The organism is Massilia eurypsychrophila (assembly GCF_002760655.1).
In the GTDB taxonomy this organism is placed as follows: Bacteria; Pseudomonadota; Gammaproteobacteria; order Burkholderiales; family Burkholderiaceae_D; genus JAFCUW01.
The window spans coordinates 162717-188736 of record NZ_PDOC01000009.1; the positions used below are offsets into that span (position 1 = coordinate 162717).

A 26020-nucleotide genomic window follows, 5' to 3' on the forward strand; every position below is an offset into this window, starting at 1 on the left:
CAAGTTTGGCACCGAAAGACTACTTTGTGGCGGCTTTTTTCAGCTTCAGGCGCCAGCGCCACAAGCCGGCCGAATAGGTACCGAAGTAGCCGCCGGTGAGGCCCACGACCAGCATCGTCAGCGGGCTGTCGGTGAAGCGCGGAGTCGGCACGTTGCTGCCCTGGTTGGCGTAGATCTCGAAGCCGATATACAGCACCCGCGCGACAAACAGCATCGCAATGACGATGCCCAGGCGCGCGTTCGGCGTGAAGAAATAGCCTTCGCCGGTATCCTCGAAACGCGTCAGGCGCAGCCCCCATACGCCGTAGGCGATGCCGGCGGCGGTGCCGACCAGCAGCCACGCCAGCCCTTCCGGGCGCGACGCCAGTTCGGACGCCGGCACCAGCACGATCGCCAGGAACACACCGACGCCGGTCCAGTGGCGCGACAGGATCGAGCGCTGGCGCGCCATCATCGTGCGCAACCGGGAGTAGACGCGCCATACGAGGAACGGCGTCAGGACGAGGAGGGCGATGGTGGTCAGGTTCATGCCGCCATTGTAATCCAGGCTCGCCGCGCCAGAGGGCATGCATACACTTTGACGATTGACTTTCGGCGCCCGAATGCGCAACATGCACCATCCACGAACTCGCCGCAATGACGGCGTAAACACACTGAGAGATCCATGCGCAAAAGCCTCCCCCTCGTTCCGCTCGCTCTGTCGCTGATCGCCGCAGTGCCGGCCTACGCCCAGTACCAATTGCCGCCGGCGCCGCTGCAGGCGATCGTCGATGCGCCGCGCTCGCCGGGCCTTGGCCTGTCGCCGAAGCGCAACCTGGCAACCATGATCGGCACCCCGGCGCTGCCGTCGATCGTCGAAGTGGCGCAGCCCGAACTGAAGCTGGCCGGCCTGCGCATCAATCCGCGCACCTATTCGCCAAGCCGCTTCAGTTTCGGCACCGACCTGTCGCTGCTCGATATCCGCACCCAGGCCGAAATGAAGGTCACCGGCCTGCCGAAGACCTTGCGCCTGGCCGATACCGCCTGGTCGCCCGACCAGCGCTATCTCGCCTTCACCCACGTCTCCTACGCCGACAAGGCCGGCGACTCGAAAGTCGAACTGTGGCTGGTCGACATCACCACGCGCGTGGCGAAACGCCTGACCACCCAGCCGCTGTCGTATGTCGCCGGCTCCGGCTTTAGCTGGCTGCCAGATTCGAGCGGCCTGCTCGTCACGATGAAGCCGGCGGCGCTGGGCAAGGCGCCGGTCGCAACCGGCATCCCGGGCGGCCCGGCCACGCAGGACAGCGGCCAAAGCACCGGCGCGCGCCAGCTGCGCACCTACCAGGACCTGCTGAAAAACGAAGAAGACGCCAGACTGTTCGAACACTACGCGACGGTGCAGCTGGCGCTGGTGGACGTGGCCGGCAAGACGCGCCTGGTCGGCACCCCTGACCTGTTCACCGGCGCGCGCGTTTCGCCGAACGGCAAATACATCCTGTCGCAAGCGATGCAGCGTCCCTTCTCGTACGTCGTGCCGGCGTCCGCATTCGCCAGTCGCGTCGACGTGCGCGACCTGACCGGCAAGGCCGTGCACCTGGTGGCCAACAAGCCGCTCGAAGAAGGCCTGCCGCCGGGGAACGACGCCGTGTCGTCCGGCGTGCGCGCTGTCAGCTGGCGCGTCGATGCGCCGGCCACGCTGGTGTGGGCCGAAGCCCAGGACGGCGGCGACCCGGCCAGGACCGCCGAGATCCGCGACGTCGTCTACAGCCAGGCGGCGCCGTTCGCCGACAAGCCGGCCGTGCTGGCCAGGCTGGGTTCCCGTTTCGGCGGCATCCAGTGGGGCCGCGGCGACGTGGCGCTGATCAGCGAGCGCTGGTACAAGACGCGCGCCGTCAAGACGTGGCGCATCGCGCCCGACCGGCCGGCCACCGCCCCCGACCTGCTGTTCGCCTATTCCGGCGAAGACCGCTACAACGATCCGGGCCGCCCGGTCATGCAGCCTGACGCCGCCGGACTTCCGCGCCTGCTGATCGCCGCCGATTCGACCATCCTGCTCGACGGCGCCGGCGCTTCGAACGAAGGCGATCGCCCCTTCCTCGACCGTTACAGCCTGGTTACCAAGAAGAAGGAGCGCCTGTTCCAGAGTACCGCGCCTTACTACGAGAACGTGGCGGCGGTCCTGAGCGACGACGGCACGCGCTTGCTGACCACGCGCGAGTCGCCGACCGAGCGTGCCAACTACTACGTGCGCGACCTGGCCAAGCCGGCCGCGGCGCAGCTGACCGCGCTGACCCGCTTCGCCCATCCGACCCCTCAGCTCAAGGACGTGCAGAAGGAGCAGATCCGCTACAAGCGCGCCGACGGCGTCGACCTGACGGCGACGCTGCTGCTGCCGCCGAACTACGAGCCGAAACGCGACGGCCCGCTGCCGATGATCATGTGGGCCTATCCGGCCGAGTTCAAGAGCGCCAGCGCGGCCAGCCAGACCACCGGTTCGCCATACCGCTTCAACGCGGTCAGCTACTGGGGCCCGGCGGCGTTCCTGGCGATGGGCTACGCGGTGCTCGATAATCCGTCGATGCCGATCGTCGGCGCCGGCACGGCAGAACCGAACGACACCTACCTGCCGCAGCTGATCGCCAACGCCGAAGCGGCCGTCAACGAAGTGGTGCGGCGCGGCGTGGCCGAACGCCACCGCATCGCCATCGGCGGCCACTCCTATGGCGCTTTCATGACCGGCAACCTGCTGGCGCACACACGCCTGTTCCGCGCCGGTATCGCGCGCAGCGGTGCCTACAACCGCACGCTCACGCCATTCGGCTTCCAGTCGGAAGAGCGGCCGTTCTGGAAGGCGCAGGAGGTCTACCACACGATGTCGCCATTTAATAACGCCGACAAGATCAAGGACGCGATGCTGATGATCCACGGCGAGCAGGATAACAACTCGGGCACCTTCCCGATCCAGAGCGAGCGCATGTTCCAGGCGATCAAAGGCATGGGCGGCACCGCGCGCCTGGTAATGCTGCCGAACGAGAGCCACGCCTACCGCGCCCGCGAATCGATCATGCACATGCTGTTCGAAACGAACAGCTGGCTCGAAAAGTACGTCAAGAACGCGAAACCTTAAGCGTTTTTTGGGGTCTGACCATAGGTCAGACCTGCTCTTTACGAAGACGTCATCCTGGCGAAGCGAGGATGACGTTTTTTTTGGGCGGAAGGTTTAGCTGGCGATTGCCGCTGCGATCAGAACCTGGCCGTGCCGGACGCGACGTGCCGGGCGAATGTGGTAACTTCGACACTCCACCTTCAGGAGTGACCGCCATGAATCAAGCTGCAATCCAGGCGCACCGCGCGCCCGATCCGGTACCGGCCGACGAGCCGACGCCCGAGCCGTTCGACAATCCCCATCCACACCATCCGCCGACCCACCCGGACCACGGCGATGACGCGGTGCCCGATCCGAAGCCGTACGTGACGCTGCACTAGTCGAAGGCCCACGAATAGAGCACGTCGAGCGCGGTATTGGTGCCGGTCTGGAATTGCAGCGTGATGCGCGGATTGAGCTTGTAGCGCAGCCGCACCAGGCTCGACGCCGTGGTGGCGCCCTGTTCGAAGCTCAGGTAGGCACGCGCGGAAATGCGCTTGCCGACCGTGACGACGGTGCTTTCCAATCCCTTGGCCTGCGACAGGCCCAGTTCGTCCACGCCGAGCGAATTGGCCAGGCGCGACTGGAAGCCGCCGCCTTTGCCGCCACCGAGCAGGGCGCCGGCCGCGGCGCTCAGCACGCCGGCCTCGTTGCCGGACGTGCCTTCCATGCCATGCCCGAGCACCAGCCATGACAGCTTTTCGCTGTCCGGCACCGATGGCGTCGACACCAGCTTGGCCACCGGCGACTGCGCGGTGCCGCGGATTTCGACGCCGGCTTCGACGTTGGTCTCCGACAGCATCTCGCCCTCGGGGCGCTTGCGCACTGCCAGGATGCTCAGCGCCGGATTGTCGTACGGGCCGCTGAAGGTCAGCACGCCGCGGTCGATCGCCAGCTTTTGGCCGTAGGCGGCGTAGGTGCCGCTGACGACGCGGATGGTGCCGTTGGCGCGCGGCGTGCGCCCGCCGGCGGCGCGCAGGCGCACGACGCCGGCCAGCTCGGCGTCGACGCCCATGCCGCGCAGGCGGAACTCGTTGCCGAGGTCGGCCTCGAGGTCGACCGTCAGCGGCAGCGACGGCGCTTCCTTTTCCTTTGCGACAGTGCCGTTGCGCCCGCGGCCGATCACGACGACGTCTTCCGACATCGTCGGGCGGCCTTGCGGGGCCAGCTCGATCAGCGCGCGGTCGGCGCGCAGCTTGCCTTCGAGCGCAAACTTGCGGGCGTCGCGCGTGAGCGTGGTCTGGCCGGAGACGACCAGGATGCGGTCGGGGCGCGACAGCACTTCGAGCTTGTCGGCCACCAGCTTGAGGTTTATGCTCGCTTCGCCGCCGGCGAAGCGCACCGCGCCGTCGGCGACGGCGCGGCCCTGGGCGCCGTCGAAGGCGAGGCGCTGCAGCACCAGCTGGTCGCCGGCCAGTTGCGCGCGCAGCTGGCCGTTGCGCAGCTTGACGCCCTGTTCGGCCCAGCGCAGCGCCAGGTTGTCGCCATTGACGCTGCCGTTCAGGCTCGGCGTGCCGACGGTGCCGGCGCCGGTCAGGTCGACCTTCAGGGTGCCATCCATTTCCAGCGCCGGCTGGCCCGTGAGCGGCGCCAGCCAGGCGATCGATCCCATGTCGGCCTTGGCGCTGAGCGTCAGCGGGCTGGCGTTGCCGAGGCGCCCATCGATCATGCGGGCGGTGGCGTCGACGCGGGCACGGCCGGCGCGGGTGCCGTCCAGTTCGAGCTGCATGCGCAGCACACCGTCGGCGACGTCGGCGCGGGCGTCGAACTGGCGCAGGCCGAGCACCACCGGCACTTCGGCGCCGGCGACCAGGTCGCCCTTTTCGCGAAACACGTGCAGCATGCCCTTGAGCGCCGGCGCGGCGGCGGGCGCGGCGCCGGCCTGCATGTCGACGGCCCACTGGGCGCCGAGGGTCAGGTCGCCGGACAGGTTGTCGCGCATGCCTTGCGAGAACTGCGCCAGGTAGTTGAGCGGCACGCCGGTGGCGGCGCCCTTGCTGGTCCAGCGCGCGCCGGTCTTGTCGAGCGACTGCAAGGTGACGCTGCCCTCGGGCAGCTTGATGACGGCGTTCGACAGCGACACTTGCTGCGGGCTTGCCAGCCCCATCACGCCGGCGCCGGGCGCCACGGCCAGGCGCAGCGGCGCGGGCGCCTGCAGCGTGAGGGCGTAGCGGCCGCGGTTTTGCAAGGTGGCGACGGTGCCGTTCCAGGCGCCGGCGTTCCAGCCGCCGCGCACTTCGGCGAGGGCGTCGAAGTCTTCGCCGCGGGCGGCCAGGCGCAGGCCGTGGGCGCCGCGCGTGCCGCTGGTCTGCAATCGCGCGCTGGCGACGCGGAAGGTGCCGCTGGCGTAGTTGGTGATCTCGACGTCGCTGACGAGCGGATCGGCGGCGCCCTGTCCGCTGCCGACGCTGGCGCTGGCGCGCAGCAGCTTGACCTGGTGCTTGCCGAGCAGGCGCAGGTTGTGGCCGTCGAGGGCGAGCGTCAGGCTCGGGGCGGCCATGCTGCCCGACAGCGTGCCGGCGCCTTTCAGCGCGCCGCCGAAATCGGGGCCGAGCACGGCCAGCTGGGCGGCGTCGATGCGCCAATCGAGCTTGTCGCCGCCGGCGCCGAAGCTGCCCTTGGCGGCGACGACGTTGGGGCCGACGTGCAGGTCGATGTCGGCATTCGAGACGTGGCGCGCATCGGCGGCCAGTCTGGCGTGGCCCCACAGCGGCGCGTTCGACAGGGTCGACGGCTGCAGCGCGAGGTTGACGGCGCCGCGCCAGTCGGCGCCGGAGCGCCCGCTGGCATCGAAGGTGCCGTTGATACTGCCCGGTAAAAAGGCGCCGAAGGCGGCGGGATTGAAGCGCTGCGCGCTGCCGCTGGCCTTGGCCTCGACGACGCGCGCGCCGCCGGCCGCGCCGACGAGCCAGGCTTCGCCGCTGACGCGCAAGGTACCGTTGTCGGCCTTGCGCACCGCCGGCACCCAGCCGAGACCATTGGCGTCGACGACAAACGTGGTGCGCGGCGCGGCGACGGTGCCGGTGACGGCGCCGCTGGCCTTGACGGCGCCGTACAAGTCGCCGCGCGCGGCCGACAGGTCGCGCCCGTCGAGGGTCCACAGCAAACGCTCGCCGGGCGCGCCGAAGCTGCCGCGCAGGTCGACGGTGTTGCGGCCGAGGGCGACGGTGGCGGCGACGTTGCTGACGTGGGCGGCGTCGGCGTCGAACTTGCCCTTGCCGGACAAGGGCTGGTTGAACAGCCGGCTTGGCCGCAGCGCGAAGTCGGCCGCCACCTTCCAGGCCGGGGCGACGTGGCCGCTGGCGTTGATGGCGGCATTGATGTCGGCGGCCGGATAGTCGCCGAACGCGGCCGGGTTGAAGCGGGTGGCGTTGGCGTTGATCTTGAAGGCTTGCTCGCCGGTCAGGCTGGCGGTGCCGGCCAGGTCGACGCGGCCGGCGCCGGCGACCAGTTGCGCCTGCTCGATGGTAAGCAGGTTGTCGGCCAGGGTGGCGCGGGCGTCGAGCCGCATCCCGCTTTCGGCCAGCTTGGCGATGAGGATCTGCTGGTTGGCGGCGTTGGCGAGCTTGATGTCGCCGGCGATTTTGGTCGCCTTCATGCGGCTGTGCAGCTGCTTGAGATCGAGGCGGTCGGTGTGCAGCACGAATTCGGCGGTGCCCAGGCCGGTGTCTTCGATCGTGCGGGCGACCGCGCCGCTACCGGTAAATTTACCGGCCGCGCCGAAGTCGATCAGCACGTCGGACACGCGCAGTGTGGCCAGGTTGCCGGTGAGCGCGCCGCGCATCGCCCGCAGCGGCAGGCGCTGCTTGTCGATGGTGCCGGCCGGGCCCTTGTTGTCGATGCTGACCTTGCCGGCGACGTCGCGGTTGGCGCCGATGGTAGCCGTCACGGCGAGGGTCAGGTCGGCGGTCGGCAGCGCCGGATTGAAAAAGCCCGGATCGATGCCGCGGCCGTTGATGGTCATCGCGCGCAGCGGGATGTCGGCGAACGGCGCCAATGAGAATTTGGCGTCGCCGACGGCGGCGCCGGACTGGCCGGTGGCGGCCACTTCGGTGGCGTTCAGGTCGCCGCCGGCGCGCAGGTTCAGCTGCGCCGGCTTCTGGCCGGCCGCGACGCGCAACTGGGTCAGGCTGGCGGTGGCGTCGAGCTTGAACGGCCTGGCCGCGCCGATGCTGCCGCTGGCGCTGACCTGGCCGACCGGCGTAACGGCACTGCCGTCCTGCAGCACCCACTTGTTGCGGTCGCCCTGCAGCTTGAAGCGCACGTCGGACAGCACGCTGCCGGTGGTGGCGCCAAGGCCGATCATGGTGACCTTGGCCAGGCGCGCATTGTCGATCGCCAGCTGGAACGGCGGCGCCAGGCTGACCGGCATCTTGGCCGGCCCGCTGTCGCGCAAGGTCTGCATGGTCAGGCTGGCGACGTCCAGTTTGCTGATGGCGATACCTTTTGTGAGGTACTGGAAGGGCGACCAGTCGATGTCGATATCGTTGCCGGTGATGAGCTGGTCGGGGCTGCGGAACACCACGTGCTTCAGGTGCATCGAGCCGTACAGCGAGCCGGTCACGCCGGTGATGACGATGGCGCCGCCGCTGGCCGACGACACCTTTTGCGCCAGGGTCTGCAGGGTCGATTCGCGCCCGCCGTACCAATAGCCGGCGGCCAGCAGCGCGGCGGTGACGGCAATTCCGATGGCGAGGCGGCGCGGCCAGCGGCGCGGGCGCACCGGCGGCAGCGCCTTGCCGACGCGGCGGGCAGCGGGAGCAGAAGCGGAGGTATCGGTATCGGCCATCAGAACGTGAATCCAAGTGAGAAGTGCAGGCGCGCTTTTTTGACCGCGTGGCCGTAGGCGAGATCGACGTTGATCGGGCCGACCGGGCTGCGCCAGCGCGCGCCGATGCCGTAGCCGGATTTGGGATGCAGCTCGCTGAACTTGTCGGCGGCGTTGCCGGCGTCGTAGAACACGGCCACGCCCCATGGCGGCTTGAACCAGTACTGGTACTCGGCGCTGCCGGTCAGCAGGTAGCGGCCGGGAACGATGGCGGTGCCTTCGACGACGCCCAGCTCCTGGTAAGCGTAGCCGCGCACCGACTGGTCGCCGCCGGCGCGGAACAGGAAGGTGCTCGGCACGCCGGCCTTTTGCCTGGAGGCGACGGCGCCGGCTTCGGCGCGCACAATCAGGGTGGCATTCGAACCCATCGGCCGGTAGTTGACGAAGCGCGTCGAGGCGCGCACGAAGCGCTCGTCGGTGAGCACCGGCAGCAGCGCGCCGCCGATCTGCGCGTTGATGACGTAGCCGGTGGTCGGCACCAGCAGGTTGTCGAGCGCGCGTTTGGTGATGCTGTAAGTGAGCGGCACGCTTTTGCTGCTGCTGCTGCTTCTGGCCTGGCCGTCGACGCTGCGCTGCTCGGTCAGCGCCTCGAGCGTCAGGCTGCGCTCGAGCAGCGGCGAGCCCCACGCGCGGCGCGCGGCGATGGTGGTGACGTTGGTGCGCTCGCCGCGCAGGTCATTGCGCTCGAAACCGGCGCCGATGCTGTCGTTGTAGCCTTTCGGCGTGGTCGGGAAGTAGAAGTCGGCGCGCGCGGTCTGGCGCAAGGTCTCGAAAATGAGGTTGCTCTTCATGCGCAGGCCGAACACCGACAGGTCGTCGTACGCAAGCTGGGCGCGGTTGCCGGTGTTGGTCGAATAACCGAGACCGGCCGACACGTTCTTCTGCTTGTTTTCGGTGACGCGCACCAGCACCGGCGTGCTGACCGGACCGGCGACCGGTTTGCGCGCGGCGCGCTGTTCGTCGGTCAGCGTCTCGATGCTCTCGTCGAGCAGCGCGCTCATGTCGGCGCTCACTTCGACGCCGCTGAAGTAGCCGGTGTCCTGCAGGCGCGCCTGGAAGGCCTGCAGCACCGTCTCGTCGTAGACGTCGCCCGGCTTGATCTGGTTGAGGTTGTTGATGATGGTCGGCGGGTAGCGCTTCAGGCCTTCGATGCGCAGGCCGTCGAAACGCACTTCGGGGCCGCTGTCGAGCACCACCTTGAGCAGCGCGCGCAGCACGTCGGGGTCGACCGTGGCTTGCGACTCGACCAGCTGGGCGCGCGGATAGCGCACCCGCATCACCTGGCGCAGCAGGTCGCGCTTGGCCACTTCCCAGTCGGCCTGGCGGAAACGGCGCCCGACCGGCAGGGCCCACTGGTTGCGCAGCGCGTCGGCGTCGAGCCTGGCGCCGCCCGGGGTCAACGGCTCGAAGCCCTGCAGCACCAGGTCGACGTCGCCGACCACTACCGGCGGGCCGGGATCGACCATCACCACCGCCTCGAGCGGCGCGCGCTCGAGGTCGAGGCTGGCCGTGACTTTCGGCGAATAGTAGCCTTCGGTGGCGACCAGCGTTTTTACCTGTTCCGGCGTGTTCTTGACGAGGCGCTGCAGCTGGTCGCGGTCGAGGCGGGGGTCGCCGCGCCAGCGCACCAGGTCGAGGTTTTCCTCGAGCAGTTCGTTAAGCGGGCGGGGCGCTTCGATGCGGACGGTGTAGCTGACGCCCTGGGCGTAGGCCGCCGTGGTGGCCAGCATCGTGAACACGGCCAACCCGATCTGTGCCAAAATTCGTGGTCGCCGCGGCGCTCGTGCGGAACTGTCGTCAGGTAGTGCAAGAAACATGTGGCTCCATTCGGGAAAATGCTGAGTGCATCTTACCGGATCGCCGAAAATGATGGCGAACGCCTAAACACTGGAAACTTACCCATGCTTCAACCCGATACCGCCCTGGTCCTGTTTAGCGGAGGACAGGATTCCACCACGTGCCTGGCATGGGCGCTGGAGCGCTACGCGCGGGTCGAGACAATCGGTTTCGACTATGGCCAGCGCCATGCGATCGAACTGACGGTGCGCCCGGCCGTGCTGGCCGGGGTGCGCGCGATCAAGCCCGAATGGGATGCCCGGCTGGGCGAGGACCACATGGTCGACCTGTCGGTGATCGGGCGCATTTCCGACACCGCGCTGACGAGCAACGTTGAAATCGCGATGCAGGAAAACGGCTTGCCGAACACCTTTGTGCCGGGACGCAATCTGCTGTTCATGACGGTGGCGGCGACGCTGGCTTACCGGCGCGGCCTGAACGTGCTGGTCGGCGGCATGTGCGAGACCGATTTCTCCGGCTACCCGGATTGCCGCGACGATACGATGAAGGCGCTGCAAGTGGCGCTGAACCTCGGCATGGCCACCCGCGTCAAGCTCGAAACGCCGCTGATGTGGATCGACAAGAAACAGACGTGGCAGCTGGCGCAGGCGGCCGGCGGCATGGCGCTCGTCGACCTGATCCGCGAGCAGACGCACACCTGCTACCTCGGCGAGCGCGGCACGCTGCGCGCGTGGGGTTATGGCTGCGGCACCTGCCCGGCGTGCGAATTGCGCGCGCGCGGCTATGCGCAGTTCGCCGCCGAAGGGGCGAGCGCCAGTTAACCAGCGGCGCCGGCGGGCATCACAGCCAGCCATTGGCGGCCATGCGCTGGGCGATGAACCTGGCCACCAGCGCGTGTTCGTACGGCGTCGGATGGGCATCGTCGGCGAACATGAAGTGGCTGACGTCGCCGGGCTTGAGGTTGCTGGCATTGCACAGCAGCGCAGAGCCGCCCAGCGCATTGGGACCGCAGGCGGCGGTGGTGACGTTGGTCAGGCCGTACGCGGTGGGATTGGCGGCCTGGTCGCGCGTAAAGGCGAACAGGTCGATCTGCAGGACCTGCGGCGCGCCGGCCAGACCTTCCCTGAGCGCGGTGTTGAAGGCGTCGACCATGGCGGCGATCAGTGCCTGGGTCGGCGGCGCCTGCAGCCGGGCGAGCGGCGTCACGGCGATATCCGGCAGATTGTTGACGACGATGAAATTGGCGCCGTTGGCGATGATGCGGCTGCGCACCAGGTCGGCAAGCTCGGCGCCGGCCGTCGCCATCGCCGCCACCGCGGAGGCCGGGGACGTGTTGCCGGCGGCCAGCTGATCGAGCAGGAAGATGGCGTCGTTGCCGCCGGCGGTGACGAAGACGACTTCATCGCCGCTGAACCGGCCGCCGACAGCGGCCAGGTGGTTGGCGATCTGCGTGACAACCGGCACGGTCAGCTGGCCGAGCGGCGAGCCGGTGAGGCGATGGCGCGGCCCGACGGGCGCGGTCACCCGCGCGCCTGGCTGGGCGTAGCCGAGGCAGCCGGGATGGTTCACCACCGGCACCGAGAAACCGAAGGCCGCATCACCATTTAGGCCCGTCTGCGCGGCGCACGGGGCGGGCAAGCCGAGCTGGACGGCGATGACCTCGCTCCAGACCTGGCCCGTCAGTGCGGGGTTGGCGGCCGTGTTGTTGCCGTTGATGGTGAAGCGGCCGCCGCCGCCGGCGGCGATGGCGCCGACCTTGTCGGTGCCGACATCGGCCAGGCTGTCGCCAAAGATGACCTGCGAACTGAAGCGCCTTCCCTCGTCAGAGTCGCCGCCGCAGGCGGCAAGCAGCGCCGCCAACAGCATCGCCAGTACAACGCAACATTGCCGCATCGTCGTCCCCCGGATTGTGTGCACGCCGACGTTTGGCGCTGGTTCCAATATGCCAGCGTCGCGCGGCGCGGCAGGGGCGCACGCGTGACCAAACGCCGGTGGTTTGAGGGCGGTCAAAAGCGCGCAGTCGGCACGGGCGCGGCGACACCGCGTGCCGTTCAGCGCCTGGCTGCAAGCGCCTGCGAGAGAGTAGGCGCATTGATTGCGTATGCGCCGATAATGCAATTAATTTTGCCGTGCCGCCATGTTATGATGTCCTCTCTGCCAGCAGCGGCTTTCGCTGCCGATGCCCTCACCGCCCGTTCCCCGTTCTACTCCACGCCATGCGCCTTGCCCTCCTGACCGATTTGCACGCCAACCGCGAAGCGCTGAGCGCTTGCCTGGCGCATGCCGAGCAGCAGAACGCCGACCAGTACGCCTTCACGGGCGACTTCGTCGGCTATGGCGCCGATCCGGCGTGGGTGCTCGATACGGTGATGGACTACGTGCTGCAGGGCGCCGCCGCGGTGCAGGGCAATCACGACTATTCGGTCACCCACGAAACGCGCCCGCAAATGCATGCCGAGGCGCGCGAGGTCATAGCATGGACGCGCGGCCAGCTCAATGCGGCGCACCTGTCGTTCCTGGCGGGGCTGCCGCTGACGGAGCAGCGCGGCAACATGCTGTTCGTGCATGCCAGCGCGTTCGATCCGGTCAAGTGGGAATATGTGACGGGGCTGGAGGAGGCCGAGCGCAGCCTGAAGGCGACGCGCAGCCGGATGGTGTTTTGCGGCCACGTGCACACGCCGGCGCTGTACCGGCGGGCCGACGATGGCCGCATGGGCAGCCACTCGCCGACGCCGGGCGCGCGCATCGCCATCAAGCCGCAGCACCAGTACCTGGTGATTCCGGGAGCGGTGGGGCAACCGCGCGACGGCAACTGCGCCGCCTGCTATGCCATCTACGACGACGTGACGCGTGAACTGACGTACTTCCGGGTGCCGTACGACCATGGCGCGGCGGCGCGGCGGGTGATCGCCTCGGGGTTGCCGATCGTGTTCGCGATGCGGCTGATCGAGGGCATCTGAGCGTTATCGACTCAGACCGCGGCGGCTGCCTTGATGCGGTTGCGGCGCGCGCGGTCCATGAAGAACCAGATGATGGCCAGCGGGATCAGCACCGGCAACAGCAGCGGCGACAGGACCGCGGCGACGACCAGGAAGCCGACGCCCAGGCCGACCGTCAGCAGCAGCCCGACGCCGGCGAACACGACTGCCAGCAGGGCGCCGACCATCAGCACGACCAGTGCTGCGATGATCAGGCCGCCGCCGGCGAACAGCAGGCCGATGAGTGCGCCCAGCGGGCCGTCCACCATCTCGCCGTCGATGTCGAAGTCCAGCGGGAACGGATCGGCAAAGACATTCCAGACCAGCATAAAGCACAGCAGCAAGATGATGACAGGGGCGATTTTTTTCATGGCCAGGCCTCGTTAAGGAAAAATTATTCGGGTCGTTTCGTTTGGGTATGCATGCACTGTAGACAAGCGCGGCGGACGGCGACAGCGGATTGCGACAGGCTGCAAATTACGCGGGTCAGAGTTGTCGAAAGGGGCGATGAATCGCGCGCGGGCCGGGCGGCGCAGGCGGCGATGTGCCGCCACGGCCGAGGTTCTCCTTGAAAAGCCCGCCTCATTGCCTATACTGAACCCCTGCTTTATCGAAGGGAGAGCCAATGCTAGCCGCCTGTTTTGCGCTGACCGTGCCGACGTCGTTGCTGTTCGGCTGGGATGGTCCGAAAGGACCGCCTTCGGCGCCGCCGGCGATACCGCCGATCATCATCAACCCCTACACTTACCAAACCCCGAGCCCGGCCATCGACCCGCCGGTGCCGCCGATGGGGCCGCCCATCGCGCCGCCGCCAGGTCCGCGCCAGAGGTTGTGACAGGCCGCCCGCCCCGCGCGGGCTTTTTTTTGCCTGCTCGCAAAACGCGCATGCGCGCGCGCGGGCGCCGCCGATTCGGTAAAATCGTGCTGTTGAGCCGGCCATGGAGCCGGTTCGTCCACCAACGAAGCGAAAGTGACCACGAATGAATGATGAAGAAACCGGCCACGAGCCCGATGACGACGCGCCCGTACAAGAACCACGGCTGTGGAAGGGCAACGGCTGGACCGCGCGGGTGATCAAGAACGAAGATGACGAAGGCTGGGCGGTGGCGATGATCAAGGACGGCGAGCCGGAGCCGGCGCTGGTGGGGCCGTGGACGATGGGGCGCGACAAGAAAAATCCGAAGCCGCTCGACGTCAACGCCTTCCACACGCTGGTCAAGACGGCGGCCGAAGTGCTGCGCCGCCACGAGCAGCAGCTGCATGCATTGCTGCACAAGAGCACCGTGGTGGCCAGCGATGGCGTTGAGCTGAAGGTCACGCTCGACATCGTGCCCGACGACGAGCATCCGTATGCGCTGCTGAGCGCGTTCGATGAGGTCGGCGAGCGCATCGCGCAGTCGCGCGTGGCGGCCAATTTCAAGCTATCGCCGGCGAGCGCGGCGACCTGGGTGGAGAACGAATTTCGCGCGCCGCGCTGAAAACCCACACTTTGCCAGCCTTTTGTTAGCTGACCGGACTATCCGGGCGGGGAAGCTGATAATATTTCCCAAATGCATTTAACAAAAGGAACATGATGGAAAGTCGCCTCAGCCGCCTGGAAACCGTCCAGGCGATGCTGCTCGAGATCGGGCAATTGTCGACCGCCGGCGGTGACATCACCGAATTCATCCGCGCGGTGCACCGCTCGCTCGGGCGCATCATGTATGCGGCCAATTTCTATGTCGCCCTCAGCGAACGCGAAGACGACAGCGTGCGCTTCGTCTACTTTGTCGATGAAGTCGATCCGACGCCCGATCCGCAAGAGCGCGTCACGCTGGCCTCGCCCGACCAGTCGCCGACGGCGTGGGTGATCCTGAACCGACGCACCCTGGTGATGACGGCGGCCGAGCACAACGCGCGCGGCGACGGCAGCAGCTGGGGCCTGGGCAGCACCGCCGAGCACTGGCTCGGCTGCCCGTTGCTGGACCGCCAGCACCAGGCGCTGGGCGTGATCGTCATCCAGAGCTATTCCCCCGAGCACAGGTTCAGCGACGAGGACCAGGCGCTGTTCGCGCTGCTGGCCAACCACGTGTCGAACGCGCTGCAAGGCCTGCAGAGCATGGACCGGCTCGAGCGCGCGGTGCATGAGCGCACCGCGCTGCTCGAGCAGCGCAACGTGGCGCTGCAGGAAGCGCAGTCCGAGCTGGTGCGGCAGGAAAAGCTGGCCTCGCTGGGGCGCCTGGTGGCCGGCGTGGCCCATGAAATCAACACGCCGCTGGGCATTTGCGTCACCGCCACCAGCCACCTGGTGCAGGAACTCAAGCTCACGCGCGAAGAGCTGGCGGCCGGCGCGATGACGGCCGAGAGCCTGGAGCAGTTTTTCGACATCGTCGACCAGTCGCTGCGCATCATGACGACCAATACGCAGCGCGCGGCGGCGCTGGTGCGCAGCTTCAAGCAGGTGGCGGTGGACCAGTCATCCGACGACATCCGCAGTTTCGACCTGAAGAAGTACCTGAGCGAAGTGCTGCTGTCGCTGCAGCCGAAGCTGAAGGGGCGGCCGGTGAAGGTCGAGGTCGATTGCGGACCGGACATCAACCTGGAAAGTTTTCCTGGGGCGGTGTCGCAGGTGGTCACCAACATGCTGATGAATTCGCTGGTGCACGGCTTCGAGGGCGACCAGGCGGGCGTCATCGTCATCAAGGGCGCGCTGGAGGGCGACACGGTGGTGCTCGATTACAGCGACAACGGCGCCGGCATGGATGCCGAGACGCTGGGCAAGCTGTTCGATCCGTTTTTCACGACGCGGCGCGGCAGCGGCGGCAGCGGGCTCGGCGCGCACATCCTGTACAACCTGGTCACGGGCGCGCTGGGCGGCACGGTGAAGGTCGAGAGCGCGCCGGGGCAGGGCTTGCAATATCACTTGCGGTTCCCGCGCAGCCGGCGCAAGGAGAAGGTGGCTGCGTGAGATGGCGCGGGCCGATTGGCTCAGTATGGGTCCCCCTTGCGCCGGGATTGCGACGGGCGCGCTGGCGGCAGGCTTAGTCGGGCCAGCGGCGGTTGATGTCGACGGCCTGGTCGATGTTGGCGATCAGCAGCTCGACGTAGTGCGGATCGAGGTGGTGTCCGGCCACTTCACGCAGGTGACCGACCACCTGCTCGATCGGCCACGCTTCCTTGTAGCAGCGTTTGTGGCTGAGCGCGTCAAACACGTCGGCCACCGCCACGATCCGCGCGTACGGGTGGATGTCGAGCCCCTTCAGCCCTTGCGGATAGCCGGTGCCGTCGTATTTTTCGTGGTGCTGGTGGGCGATCACGGCGGCCGCCTTCAGGATCGGCCGCGTCGAGCCATCCAGGATCGACAGGCCGACGGTCGGATGCTGCTTCATGATCTCCCACTCTTCCGGCGTCAGCTTGCCCGGCTTGAGCAACACCGCGTCGGGCGTGGCGATCTTGCCGATGTCGTGCATCGGCGCGGCGTGCATCAGCACCGCCGTTTCGTCTTCCGGCAAGCCGGACGCCAGCGCGAGCAGATGGCATACCTGCGACATGCGCCGCACGTGGTTGCCGGCTTCGTGGGAACGCGACTCGACGACGTCGCCGAGCCGCAAGATCAGTTCGGCCTGCGTATCGGTGATTTCCTGGTTCAGCAGGATGTTGTCGAAAGCGATCGCCACGCCCGAGCAGAATACCTCGAGCAGCTGGGCGTCGATGTCGGAGATTTCGTCCACGCCCTTGAGCACCAGCAGCGACGCCTTGCCGCTGTGGTTGGGGAAATAACCGACGTAGGTGTCGCCGTGCAGGCGCGAGATGCGGTTGTGGCGCGCATCGTCGAGCTGGGCGAGCAGAGCCGGGCCGATCACCTCGCTGCCGAGGTCACCAATCTGTGCCAGCACTTCATATTCGGTTTCGCCGCTGATCAGGCTGGCGCCGGACAGGCGCAGCAGCATGCTTTGCTCGAAGCGCAGCAGCGCGACGACTTGCTGCAGCAGGCCGCTGGCGAAGTCTTTCAGATTGCGTTGCTGGAAGATGTGGGCCGACGCGGCGATCACGCGCTCGAGGCCTTCGCGGTAATTCAGCTGGGCGCGGCGGGCATCTTCGACCTTCATGATGTCGCGGTAGGCGCGCAGCGCGGCGAACGTGGTGGTGAACAGTTTAGTGCGGTCAAGCTCGGTCTTTTCCTTGTAATCGTTGATGTCGTAGTCAACGATCACGCGCTCTTCCGGCGCCTGGCCAGGCTGACCGGTGCGCAGGACGATGCGGGTGAACTGGTTATTGAGGTCCTTGCGCATCCAGCGCGCCACTTCAAGGCCGCTGTTCTCTTTTTCCATCACGACGTCGAGGAACACCAGGGCGATGTCGGTTTCGCGCGCCAGGATTTCCTTCGCTTCGGCGCCGCTGTAGGCGTGCAGGAAGGTGAGGGCACGTTCGTCGAGACGGAAACGTGTCAGCGTCAATTTGGTGACATCATGAATATCTGGCTCATCGTCGACAAGCAATACTTTCCACGGTGCGAGCTTTGGCGCGGCGGAAGAGAGGAAGGACATGGGACGTATTCCGATACCGTAGATTGAAGTCGACAATAAAAATGTTGCCTAAACGCAGGCATTCGTTCGATTGTAGTATGAGAAATGCCCAATAACAACAAACAATGTTAAATGCCTTACCATCGAGCATCGAATCTGTTGCAAAGGCTATCTTGGATAGCGTTTCTGACAGGATTCGCAGAAGAAACTACGCCGGTTTGTCGTGCCGAGGTGGGCTTTCGTGAACTTGATCTTGCAGCGTGGACAGGCGACCTTCTTGTGCGCCAGCCAGTTTTGCCGCAGAACGAAGGCTTTCTTCCACGCCAGGAAGTCGAAACAGTATTGACGCGCCTCGGTCACCAATTCGCGCAACTTGGCCGGCGGCAGCGCGCCGACCGGGCTCAAGGGGTGCACCTTGATGCGGAAGAGCACCTCATTCTTGACGATATTACCGACGCCGGCAAAGATGGTCTGGTCGAGCAGGGCGTCGCACGCCAGCGTGGCCGGCGCCGCGCGCAGTTTCTTGAGCGCCTTGCGGGCGCTCCACTGGTCCGACATGACGTCGCCGCTCCAGTCGTAGACCGAATCAAGGTCGGTATCCACCAGCTTGATCGAGCAGCCGTAGAAGTTCAGTTCGCCGCCATCCTGCATGCCCAGCGCCAGGCGCGGCGGGCGGTCCTTGCGCTCATCGATGCGATAGCTGCCGAACAGCATGAAGTGGACGCGGAAGGCCATGTCCGGCAGCTCGACGATAAATTGCTTGCCGAAGGTGCGCAGCGACAGGATCGGTTGCCCGACCAGCTCGGCCGGCTCTAACGCGTCGGTGTTGCCCTCGGCGGTGATGATTTCTTGCCCCTCGAAACGGGCTGCTTCTTCGCGCAGGATGACGAGCGATGGTCCTTCGGGCATGGTTGAGTCTCCTTTGGATGCATTCTGGAGGCAAGGCTGACGGCGCGGTGTGCGGGGACTAACATTTCGATACAAACTGAGATTATCAACATACAAACAGCGGGCGCGGAAAGGGGTATATTGATCGTGCTGGATTGCAGCGTGAAAGGAATCAACATGAAGACCGTATTCAAGAGCCTCGCCCTGGCCGGTGTGGTGTTCGCCGCGGCTGGCAGCGCGTCGGCCGCCGTCACCGTGGCGTTTGCCAATCCCGACAATTTTCGCGACATGCCGTTCTCGCCGAGTGACCGGGCCGATGTGCTGAAGGAACTGACCGAGCATTTCGAGCGCCTTGGCAAGGATCTGCCGCCGGGGCACGACCTGCGGGTCGAAGTCATGGACCTGGACCTGGCCGGCGAGCTGCGGCCAAATTTCCGCGGTCATAACGATATTCGCATCCTGCGCGGCGGCGCCGACTGGCCGCGCATGGAAGTGCGCTACACGCTTGAAGCGAACGGCCAGGTGGTCAGCCGCGGCGAAGATGCGCTCAGCGACATGATGTACCTGAACCGCAGCCCGCGTTACGCCGACCAAGACAACCTGCGCTATGAAAAGCGCATGATCGAGGATTGGTTCAAGCAGAAGTTTGCCGCGCCGAAAGCGGCACGGAGGTAGGTCGCCGGTTGAAGCGGCATCGTGTTGTTCGCTGCCAGATCGATTTAGGGCGAGCCCATCTCTAGTCCGCGACCGAAAAGCCGTCATTCCTGCCATTGCAGAAATGACGGTTTTTAGTTTTCCAGCGTCGGAGGAAAACCGTTCAAGGCGCCTTCTTTTCGAGCATGTGGTGCGCGTTGGCCAGCGCGTCCTTGACGGTGTAGTCGGACGGCACCGTGAACAGCGCCGCCGCCGGCTCCTCGCGCTTGAGCGACGTCAGGCGGTAAGTGTTGTCGCCGGCACGCGGGTCACTGTGCCTGGTCAGCAATGTCACCTGCAGTTCGGGCGAGTACCAGCTCTCGTCGGAGACCACGATCGCATTGCGGTTGCCCACTTCGCCGGCAGGAATCTCGTAGCTGCGCAGCTTGCCTTCGGCCTTGACGCCTTCAATCTCGCGACTGCCAAGGTCCTTGGTGGTGGCATTCCTGGACCACTTCACGTCCCCCAGCGCGCCGGTCAGCGGGCCGAGGCGAACCAGCATGTCGCGGCTGCCGGGCGTCACCGTCATGTTCGGCGCTTCGATGCGCACAGCGGTACCTTCGCCGACGTGCACCTGCATGTCGCCGTCGCGCCCTTCGAGGTGGCGGATGATGATTTCGCGGCGCTCGGCCGGCAGCTTGCCTTCCTTGCGCAGCTGGTCAATCTTCGCGCGCGCCGCTTCGCCTGCCGCCTTGCCGATCTCCTTGTTGACCGTAATCTTGGTAGCGGTCTTGTTGCGCGGGCTGAGAATGTAGGTGGTCGACTCGACCGGATCGTGAATCGTCACGGTCTGCACTTCGCCCTTGTCGTCGCGCATTTCCTGGCGGGTGCGGCCGGCGCTGTCGCGGTAGCTCATCGAGCTGGTCTTGCGGACGATCTGGTTGCCGTCGGCCAGGTTCTGCTGGCGCTCGGATACCGCCTCTGCGCTGTACGGCGCATTCTTGACTGCCTTGACCATCATCCCCATCCGCCGGCCAAAATGCATGCCGGCCAGGCCGTCGAGGCCGCGCATTTCAACGCGCTGGTGCGTGACGACGCGCGGCTGAGGCGCCGGATCGGCTTCTTCGGCGAAGGCCGGTGCAAAGATCAGGCTGATCAAAGCTGCGAGAAGTACTTTTTTGCTATTCATGGAAATCCCCGTGCGGTTGGTGATGGATGGATGGGTCGAACGAAACTATTGCACCGCCAGGCGCAGTGCGAGCGGATGGCCGTCGTGGCCGACCAGCATCTCGGCGTGCACCAGGTCGCCGGCATTTTCCGGACTGACCGGAACGCCGAGCGAAGCGAGCGCGGTGCGCGGCACGGTCGCCTCGACCATGCGCGGCGCCGGATCCTGTTCGATGCGCTCAAACGAATCGAGGGCGATGAACGCGGCGCCGTTATCGCGGCCGATCGAGGCGGTGGCGTCGCCGGTTGCCGGCATTGGCGCCTGCAGTGCCAGCATCGTCACCAGCAGCACCGCGGCGATGCCGCCGAGGCTGCCGGCGACGCCCCACTGGGCCGGCGACAGCGTCTGGTACCAGCGCCGCTTGCGGTGGTGGCTGGCGAACGCCGCCATCAGTTCCTTGTGCACGCCGCGCGGCGTGTTGAGGCTGGCCATGCCGTCGCGCAGCGCGCTCAGCGGTGCGGTCAGGCCGGGGTCGCGGGTCTTGTCGGTTTGCATTTGGGTGCCTCTCTGTCAGGCTGATTGTTCGATGGCCGGGCGGTGCGCCGCCAGCCGTTTTGCCAGGGCGGCGCGGCCGCGCGACAGGCGCGAGCGGACGGTGCCGATGTCGAGCCGGCAGATGTCGGCGATTTCCTGGTAGGACAGGTCGTGCATTTCGTACAGGATGACGACGTCGCGGCAGTGCGGCGCCAGCATCGACAGCGCGCGGCGCACGTCGTCGGCCAGCTCGGCGCCGAGCATGCGGGCGAGCGGTTCGGCCGCTTCGCTGGCGATCTCGACGGCATCATCGTCGCCGTCGTCGTCGGCTGAGGGCAGGGCGGCGAGGCGCCGGCGCGTCAGTTCGTGCTTCATGACGAGGTTGCGCGCCACGCCGAACAGAAAATTTTGCAGCACGCCGCGGGTCGGGTCGAAGGTGAAGCTGGCCGTCAGCAAGCCCATGAACACTTCCTGCACGACATCGGCGGCGGTGTCTGCCGATCCGCTGCGCAACAGGGCGAAGCGAAACAGCGGGCCCTGGTGGCGCAGGTAGAGCGACTCGAAGGCGGATGCCTCGCCGGCGCGCATCTTGCGTAGCAGTTCGGTGTCGGCTGGGGCGTGGGCAGGTGTCATGGCGGCGTCTTTAATGGTATTCCCATTTGGGCGCCAAAAAGTTCCAATTATTTTTCAAGGCTGGGGTCAGGTCTGACATTCGGACATTTTGCCGGGGTCAGGTCTGACATTCGGACATGTAACTGGGGTCAGGTCTGACATTCGGACATTTTTCGCCCATATACCGGGTTTGCGTTGAGGTTCGGCATGTCGCTCAGCCTTGAGCTCGTCAGCCAATGGGCAGAAATGTCCGAATGTCAGACCTGACCCCAAAAATCTGTCCGAATGTCAGACCTGACCCCAGGATTTTGTCCGGATGTCAGACCTGACCCCAGCGTTGCCTGACCCCAGCGTTGCCGTGGAAGGGTCAGTCGGTCCAGTTGGCGCGGGGGAATTTGGCGCGGAAGTCGTCGGGCATGGCGACAACCTGGCCGACCTTGTAGTTGTAGAAGACGAAGCCGGACTTGGCCATCGCCACCAGCTTCTTGTCGCGCGGGCGGGTGACGCGAAAGGTGATGTCGCCGCCGTATTTGTTGAAGTCCATGACGCCGACTTCGAACAGCAATGAATCGCGCGCGTGCGCTTCGGCACGGTAGGTCGTCGCCAGGTCGGTGACAATGATGCCGGTGCCGTCGCGCTCGGTTTCGGGGACGCCGAACTCGAACAGGAAGCGCGCCCGCGCCTCGGAAATCATCGAGATCATCGAGTCGTTGCCAAGGTGGTTGGCGCCGTTGACGTCGGTCACGCGCACCGTCAGCGGCGTCGAATAGTAGTACTGGTCTTCGGGGAAGTCGAGATGTAATCTGGCCATTGCGTAATTTTAACCCGCAGGCGCGGTGCCCCGGATGATTTTGTGGATGATGCCGCCGGCGCTGACGAGGTACAGCTCGCCATCACCGTCGCGACCGAACGAGATCACCCGGCCAATGTCGGGGATGCGCCAGTCGGCCGGCTCGATGACGCCGCTGCCGGCCACGATGAAACTTCTCAGGAAGCCGGCGCAGTAGTCGGAATACAAATAGCGCCCGGCCAACTCGGGCAGCGCGGCGCCGCGGTAGACTTCGCCGCCGGTGATCGAGCAACCGCTGGCGTCGCCCGGACCGTGGTCGTATTCGAACAACGGCGCGGTCAGGCCGGCGCTGGGGCAGGTGGCCGCGTCGTAGCACAGCGTGCCTTCGAACACGTTCCAGCCGTAGTTCTGTCCGCCCTGGGTGGCGGCGACGATATTGACTTCCTCGCGGCGGGCCTGGCCGACGTCGGCAATGTAGAGCTGGCCGCCGTCGAAGCTGTAGCGCCACGGATTGCGCAGGCCGTAGGCCCAGATCTCGCCGCGCCGCCCGGCCTGGCCGATGAAGGGATTCGACGGCGGCAGTACGTACGGCGCGCCGGCAGTGGCGCCGCTGATGTCGAGGCGCAGCATCTTGCCGAGCAGGTTGCCCAGGTTCTGGGCGTTGCGCGCCGGGTCGCCGGCGCCGCCGCCATCGCCCGTGGCCAGGTACAGGAAGCCGTCCGCGCCGAACGCGACGAGCCCGCCGTAGTGGTTGCGGAAATTCGGATGGGCAATGCGGATGATCTCCAGCGCCGAGGTCGGATCGGACAAACTGGGATTGGCCGACACGCTGCGCCGTTCGACAACGATGGCGCCGGCGGTATCGGTGAAATAGAGGAAGTACTGGCCGTTGAGCGGGTACTGCGGATGAAACGCGATCGACAGCAGGCCGCCTTCGCCGACGGTCGACACGCGCGCGCTGATGTCGAGGAAGGGAATGGCGCGCAGCAGGCCGTCCTGCCAGATGCGGATGCGCCCGGCGCGCTCGACAATGAACAGGCGCGCATCGCCAAACGGCGCGGCGACGAAGGTGGGATTGTCGAGGCCGCTGGCGACCTGGCGCAGCGCCAAGGTCAACGGCTGCGGCACCGGCGGTGGCGCCGGCAGCGGTGGCGCGTCGGGGCCGGTTACGCCGGGACTGCCGCCGCCGCCGCCGCACGACAGCAGCAGCGCCGCCATGGCCGCCAACAGGAAAGTGCGCGCGCGATCGCCAAGCATGACAGCCTCCCAACAGAGTACCGTTGGCCTTACCTTAGCGCGCCGGCGGGCCGGCTTCTGTGCGCCATCGCACCGCGCCGCGCGTCGCCTAGCGGGTCATGCGGTACAGCATCAGCGCGGCGCGGATGGCGGCGCGCTCGAGCGTGGCCACTTCCAGGTCCTCGGACGGCGAATGGGCGCCGTTGCCGCTCACGCCGAGACCGTCGAGGCTGTCGACGAACGGCGCGGCGAACTGGATGTCGCCGGCGCCGCGCGCTTCGGCCGGCACCGCATCGACCTTGCCGAGGCCGGCGTCGTCGCTGGCCTGCGAGTACAGCGCCAGCAGCTTCATGTTGCCGGGCGTGACGGCCATCGGCGGGTACGATTCGCCGAAACTGACCGTCGCGCTGGTGCCTGCCAGGCTGGCGGCGGCAATTTCGCGCATCCTGGCGTGGGCGCGGTCGCGCTGCGGGTAATCGAGGTAGCGCAGGTCGCCCTTGATGGTGACGGTATTGGCGATGACGTTGGTCTTGCCGAAGGCGTTGCCCCGCGACAGCGTCGAATCGTAGTTGACGTCAGTGCCGCCGAGGATCACGCCCGGATTGAAGGTCAGGCCCGGCTCGATGACCTGCTGGCGAAAGCCGTCGAGCACGCGCGCGGCCTCGTACACCGCGCCGTAGCCGCTGCCCTGGCTGAAGATGCCGGACGAATGGCCCTGCTTGCCCTTGATGTCGAGCTCGAACGAGGACGATGCGCGACGCCCGACGGTGCCGGTGGCGCGGCCGTCGGCGGCGAGGATCTGCGCTTCGAAGCTGAGCACGGCGTCGCTGCGCTTGGCCAGATCGACCATGTCGCCGCGCGAAACCGATTTCGGGTCGCCGGCGTTTTCCTCATCGCCGGTAAACAGTACCGTGATGTTGGTGTTGTCGAGCACGCCGGCGCGCTGCAGCGCGCGCAATGCCTGCACGATGACCATGTTGCCGCCCTTCATGTCGCTGACGCCCTGGCCGCGCACCCGGTCGCCATCGCGCACCCATTTCTGCACCGGGCTGTCGGCCTCGAACACGGTGTCGAGGTGGCCGAGCAGCAGCAGGCGCTTGCCTTGCTTGCCTTCGCGGGTGGCCAGCAGATGGCCGGCGCGCTGCATCGCCGGCGGCATGTCGATCCAGCGGGTGGTGAAGCCGAGCTGGTCGAACTCCTTGCGATAGAGCACGCCCACGTCGCGCACGCCGGCCGAATTCATCGTGCCGCTGTTGATGTTGACGCTCGTTTCGAGCAGCGCCAGCGCACCGGCCGACTGCGCCTTGACCTCGGCGACGATGCGCTGTTCGGTGGCCGTCAGCGGTGCCGCCGCCGCGTTGAGCGAAGCGGCCATTGCCAACAGGAGAATGCCGCCGGAGCGTTGCATGCGCATGGGGTTGCCTTGTGTAGGTTGAGAGAAAGAAACTATACGCCGGATTGGCGCGGGTCCAGCCGTTTATTGCTGACCTGTGCCGACACCGAGCGGATCTTGCCGTCGACGACTTCGTAGATGGCGACCAGGTCGACCTGGCCGGTGCCTTCGGGGAAGGTGCGGGTCACTTCCTCGTGGTCGATGACGATGTTGCCCATCACCACGCGCTGCAGCAGGCGCGCGTGCAGGTTCGGTTCGGCCAGGCGCGGCGCCAGGCGGGCGCGCAATTCGGCGCTGCCGGCGGCCAGCAGCGTGGCCGGATGTTCATACTGGCGCGCATCGGCCGCATAGGTGGCGAGCAGGGCGTCGAGGTCGCGGGCCCGCGCTCCTTGGAGCGGTACATCGCCTGGTCGGCATTGCGCAGCAGGTCGCCGGCGGTGGCAGCGTCGCGTGGATAGATGGTGATGCCGATGCTGGCCGAAATGTAGGCGAGCTCCTCGCCGACCATGAACGGGCGCGACAGGTCGTCGCAGATCTTTTGCGCGATATCGGTCACCAGGATGACGTCGTGCAGATCCGACAGCGTGATGGTGAATTCGTCGCCGCCGAGGCGGGCCACCGTATCGGTGTCGCGCACGTGGCCGCGCAGGCGGCCGGCCACCTGCTTGAGCAACTGGTCGCCAGCTTCGTGGCCGCGGGTATCGTTGATTTCCTTGAAGTGGTCGAGGTCGATGAACAGCAACGCCAACGGAAGTCCGCTGCGCGCCGACTTCCGGATGTCGAGGTCGAGCCGGTCCTGGAACACGTTGCGGTTCGGCAGGCCGGTCAGGCGGTCGACGTTGACTTCGCGCAGCGCCTGCTCGACGAGCTTGCGGTCGAAGACTTCGCGGCTGAGCGCGTAGGCCTGCTGCTGCAGGCAGGCAATGGTGCGCTGCAGCGTTTCGCGCTGGGTGCTGGGGTCGTAGCTTTCCGCCGGGATCACATCGGTGTGCAGGGTGCATACCTTGTGGAAGGTAGTGGTGTCATCAGACGACGGGAACGCCGACAGCGGGTAGGCGCACAGCAAGGTGAACGGAAATTTCATCAGCAGGATGTTGAAGTAGCGCTCGACATGGAGCGCGGCGGCATGACTGATCGGCGGGCTCAGCGGGCAGCGCGGGGAAGCGAACAGCAGCGACGCCATTTCGCCGCACACGTACAGGTGGCCCATTTTGGCTTCGGTGGCGTCGAGGATGGCGTTGCCGATGGAGTTGCGAAATCGCACCTCGTCGGGCCGGCCGTCTTCCATGAACAGCGGCAGCTGCAGGTCGGCGTCGAGGCCGGTGTAGGCGCCGCGCAGCGCATTGCCGTGGTCGTCGAGCAGGCCCCTGTGTGCCAGCGATTTTTCAAGGCGGGCCAGATGGTCGCCGGTAGCAACGGCAATGGCGCTGTCGCCGCCGGCGAGGGCGGCACCGACGTAATCGGACAGGCCCCTGATCAGAAAGGCGTCGTCCTCGTAAAACTGTACCGAATGCGCACCCATGTTGATCCT

At 66.6% G+C, this 26020-nt stretch carries 22 protein-coding genes and 1 pseudogene; 8 read left to right on the plus strand and 15 right to left on the minus strand.

What is annotated here, in order from left to right:
• Positions 1-19: 19 nt before the first annotated feature.
• Positions 20-529 carry a CcdC protein domain-containing protein gene (locus CR105_RS15885; protein WP_099789941.1) on the minus strand — a complete coding sequence of 170 codons (510 nt, stop codon included), beginning with the start codon at positions 527-529 and terminating at the stop codon, positions 20-22.
• Positions 530-664: 135 nt separating this feature from the next.
• On the opposite strand from CR105_RS15885, the gene CR105_RS15890 reads away from it, so the two are divergent.
• Both CR105_RS15890 and CR105_RS28370 read left to right on the plus strand, forming a co-directional pair.
• Positions 665-3109, plus strand: a complete 2445-nt coding sequence (locus CR105_RS15890; RefSeq protein ID WP_099789877.1) for a S9 family peptidase — start codon at positions 665-667, stop codon at positions 3107-3109.
• 194 nt (positions 3110-3303) lie between these two features.
• Positions 3304-3468 (plus strand): hypothetical protein, encoded by a 165-nt coding sequence (locus tag CR105_RS28370; protein WP_180288214.1) that lies wholly within the window; start codon positions 3304-3306, stop codon positions 3466-3468.
• Here CR105_RS28370 and CR105_RS15895 read toward each other — a convergent pair.
• The gene (locus tag CR105_RS15895; RefSeq protein ID WP_099789879.1) at positions 3465-7916 is read right to left on the minus strand and encodes a translocation/assembly module TamB domain-containing protein; all 4452 of its coding nucleotides are present in this window, start codon (positions 7914-7916) and stop codon (positions 3465-3467) included. The two genes, CR105_RS28370 and CR105_RS15895, sit on opposite strands and share 4 nt — an antisense overlap.
• A complete protein-coding gene (locus tag CR105_RS15900) occupies positions 7916-9685 on the minus strand; it encodes an autotransporter assembly complex protein TamA (RefSeq protein ID WP_229413967.1) in 1770 nt (589 codons plus the stop codon). The genes CR105_RS15895 and CR105_RS15900 overlap by 1 nt, the downstream gene beginning before the upstream one ends.
• Positions 9686-9856: 171 nt before the next feature.
• Between CR105_RS15900 and queC the strand changes: the two genes are divergently transcribed.
• Positions 9857-10573 carry a 7-cyano-7-deazaguanine synthase QueC gene (queC, locus tag CR105_RS15905; protein ID WP_099789883.1) on the plus strand — a complete coding sequence of 239 codons (717 nt, stop codon included), beginning with the start codon at positions 9857-9859 and terminating at the stop codon, positions 10571-10573.
• A gap of 19 nt (positions 10574-10592) precedes the next feature.
• On the opposite strand, the gene CR105_RS15910 is transcribed toward queC, so the two are convergent.
• Entirely contained in the window at positions 10593-11618 is a 1026-nt protein-coding gene (locus tag CR105_RS15910) for an SGNH/GDSL hydrolase family protein (RefSeq protein WP_229413968.1), read from the minus strand.
• A 350-nt stretch (positions 11619-11968) separates the two neighbouring features.
• Here CR105_RS15910 and CR105_RS15915 point away from each other — a divergent pair, with 350 nt between their 5' ends.
• Positions 11969-12712, plus strand: a complete 744-nt coding sequence (locus CR105_RS15915; protein ID WP_099789887.1) for a metallophosphoesterase family protein — start codon at positions 11969-11971, stop codon at positions 12710-12712.
• A gap of 11 nt (positions 12713-12723) precedes the next feature.
• Here the strand turns inward: CR105_RS15915 and CR105_RS15920 are convergent, their stop codons facing one another.
• Complete coding sequence (locus CR105_RS15920; protein WP_099789889.1) at positions 12724-13101, minus strand: hypothetical protein; 378 nt, start codon at positions 13099-13101, stop codon at positions 12724-12726.
• 254 nt (positions 13102-13355) lie between these two features.
• On the opposite strand from CR105_RS15920, the gene CR105_RS15925 reads away from it, so the two are divergent.
• The 3 genes from CR105_RS15925 to CR105_RS15935 all read left to right on the plus strand — a co-directional run bounded on the left by CR105_RS15925 (position 13356) and on the right by CR105_RS15935 (position 15677).
• On the plus strand, positions 13356-13565 hold the full coding sequence (locus CR105_RS15925) for a hypothetical protein (protein ID WP_099789891.1): 210 nt from the start codon (positions 13356-13358) through the stop codon (positions 13563-13565).
• A 145-nt stretch (positions 13566-13710) separates the two neighbouring features.
• Complete coding sequence (locus CR105_RS15930; RefSeq protein ID WP_099789893.1) at positions 13711-14208, plus strand: hypothetical protein; 498 nt, start codon at positions 13711-13713, stop codon at positions 14206-14208.
• A gap of 95 nt (positions 14209-14303) precedes the next feature.
• Positions 14304-15677 carry a GAF domain-containing sensor histidine kinase gene (locus CR105_RS15935; protein WP_099789895.1) on the plus strand — a complete coding sequence of 458 codons (1374 nt, stop codon included), beginning with the start codon at positions 14304-14306 and terminating at the stop codon, positions 15675-15677.
• Positions 15678-15750: 73 nt separating this feature from the next.
• Here CR105_RS15935 and CR105_RS15940 read toward each other — a convergent pair whose 3' ends face one another.
• Together CR105_RS15940 and CR105_RS15945 are read right to left on the minus strand one after the other, a co-directional pair.
• Positions 15751-17256 (minus strand): response regulator, encoded by a 1506-nt coding sequence (locus CR105_RS15940; protein ID WP_099789897.1) that lies wholly within the window; start codon positions 17254-17256, stop codon positions 15751-15753.
• A gap of 147 nt (positions 17257-17403) precedes the next feature.
• Positions 17404-18144 carry a DNA-formamidopyrimidine glycosylase family protein gene (locus CR105_RS15945; protein ID WP_099789899.1) on the minus strand — a complete coding sequence of 247 codons (741 nt, stop codon included), beginning with the start codon at positions 18142-18144 and terminating at the stop codon, positions 17404-17406.
• Between the two features lie 156 nt (positions 18145-18300).
• Here CR105_RS15945 and CR105_RS15950 point away from each other — a divergent pair, with 156 nt between their 5' ends.
• The gene (locus CR105_RS15950) at positions 18301-18798 is read left to right on the plus strand and encodes a DUF3016 domain-containing protein (RefSeq protein WP_099789943.1); all 498 of its coding nucleotides are present in this window, start codon (positions 18301-18303) and stop codon (positions 18796-18798) included.
• Between the two features lie 142 nt (positions 18799-18940).
• On the opposite strand, the gene CR105_RS15955 is transcribed toward CR105_RS15950, so the two are convergent.
• The 8 genes and pseudogenes from CR105_RS15955 to CR105_RS15990 form a co-directional block, all read right to left on the minus strand.
• Positions 18941-19945 carry a hypothetical protein gene (locus tag CR105_RS15955; RefSeq protein WP_099789901.1) on the minus strand — a complete coding sequence of 335 codons (1005 nt, stop codon included), beginning with the start codon at positions 19943-19945 and terminating at the stop codon, positions 18941-18943.
• A gap of 45 nt (positions 19946-19990) precedes the next feature.
• Entirely contained in the window at positions 19991-20479 is a 489-nt protein-coding gene (locus CR105_RS15960) for a hypothetical protein (protein WP_099789903.1), read from the minus strand.
• 15 nt (positions 20480-20494) lie between these two features.
• Positions 20495-21091, minus strand: a complete 597-nt coding sequence (locus CR105_RS15965; RefSeq protein ID WP_099789905.1) for an RNA polymerase sigma factor — start codon at positions 21089-21091, stop codon at positions 20495-20497.
• A 346-nt stretch (positions 21092-21437) separates the two neighbouring features.
• A complete protein-coding gene (locus tag CR105_RS15970) occupies positions 21438-21881 on the minus strand; it encodes a thioesterase family protein (RefSeq protein ID WP_099789907.1) in 444 nt (147 codons plus the stop codon).
• 9 nt (positions 21882-21890) lie between these two features.
• The gene (locus tag CR105_RS15975) at positions 21891-23117 is read right to left on the minus strand and encodes a PQQ-dependent sugar dehydrogenase (RefSeq protein WP_099789909.1); all 1227 of its coding nucleotides are present in this window, start codon (positions 23115-23117) and stop codon (positions 21891-21893) included.
• Between the two features lie 88 nt (positions 23118-23205).
• On the minus strand, positions 23206-24510 hold the full coding sequence (locus CR105_RS15980; RefSeq protein ID WP_229413962.1) for a M20/M25/M40 family metallo-hydrolase: 1305 nt from the start codon (positions 24508-24510) through the stop codon (positions 23206-23208).
• A gap of 32 nt (positions 24511-24542) precedes the next feature.
• Complete coding sequence (locus CR105_RS28935) at positions 24543-25022, minus strand: nuclear transport factor 2 family protein (RefSeq protein ID WP_229413969.1); 480 nt, start codon at positions 25020-25022, stop codon at positions 24543-24545.
• Positions 24926-26011 (minus strand): annotated as a pseudogene (locus tag CR105_RS15990) (diguanylate cyclase domain-containing protein); the annotation flags it as partial. The gene CR105_RS28935 and the pseudogene CR105_RS15990, both read right to left, overlap by 97 nt.
• Positions 26012-26020: the final 9 nt, after the last annotated feature.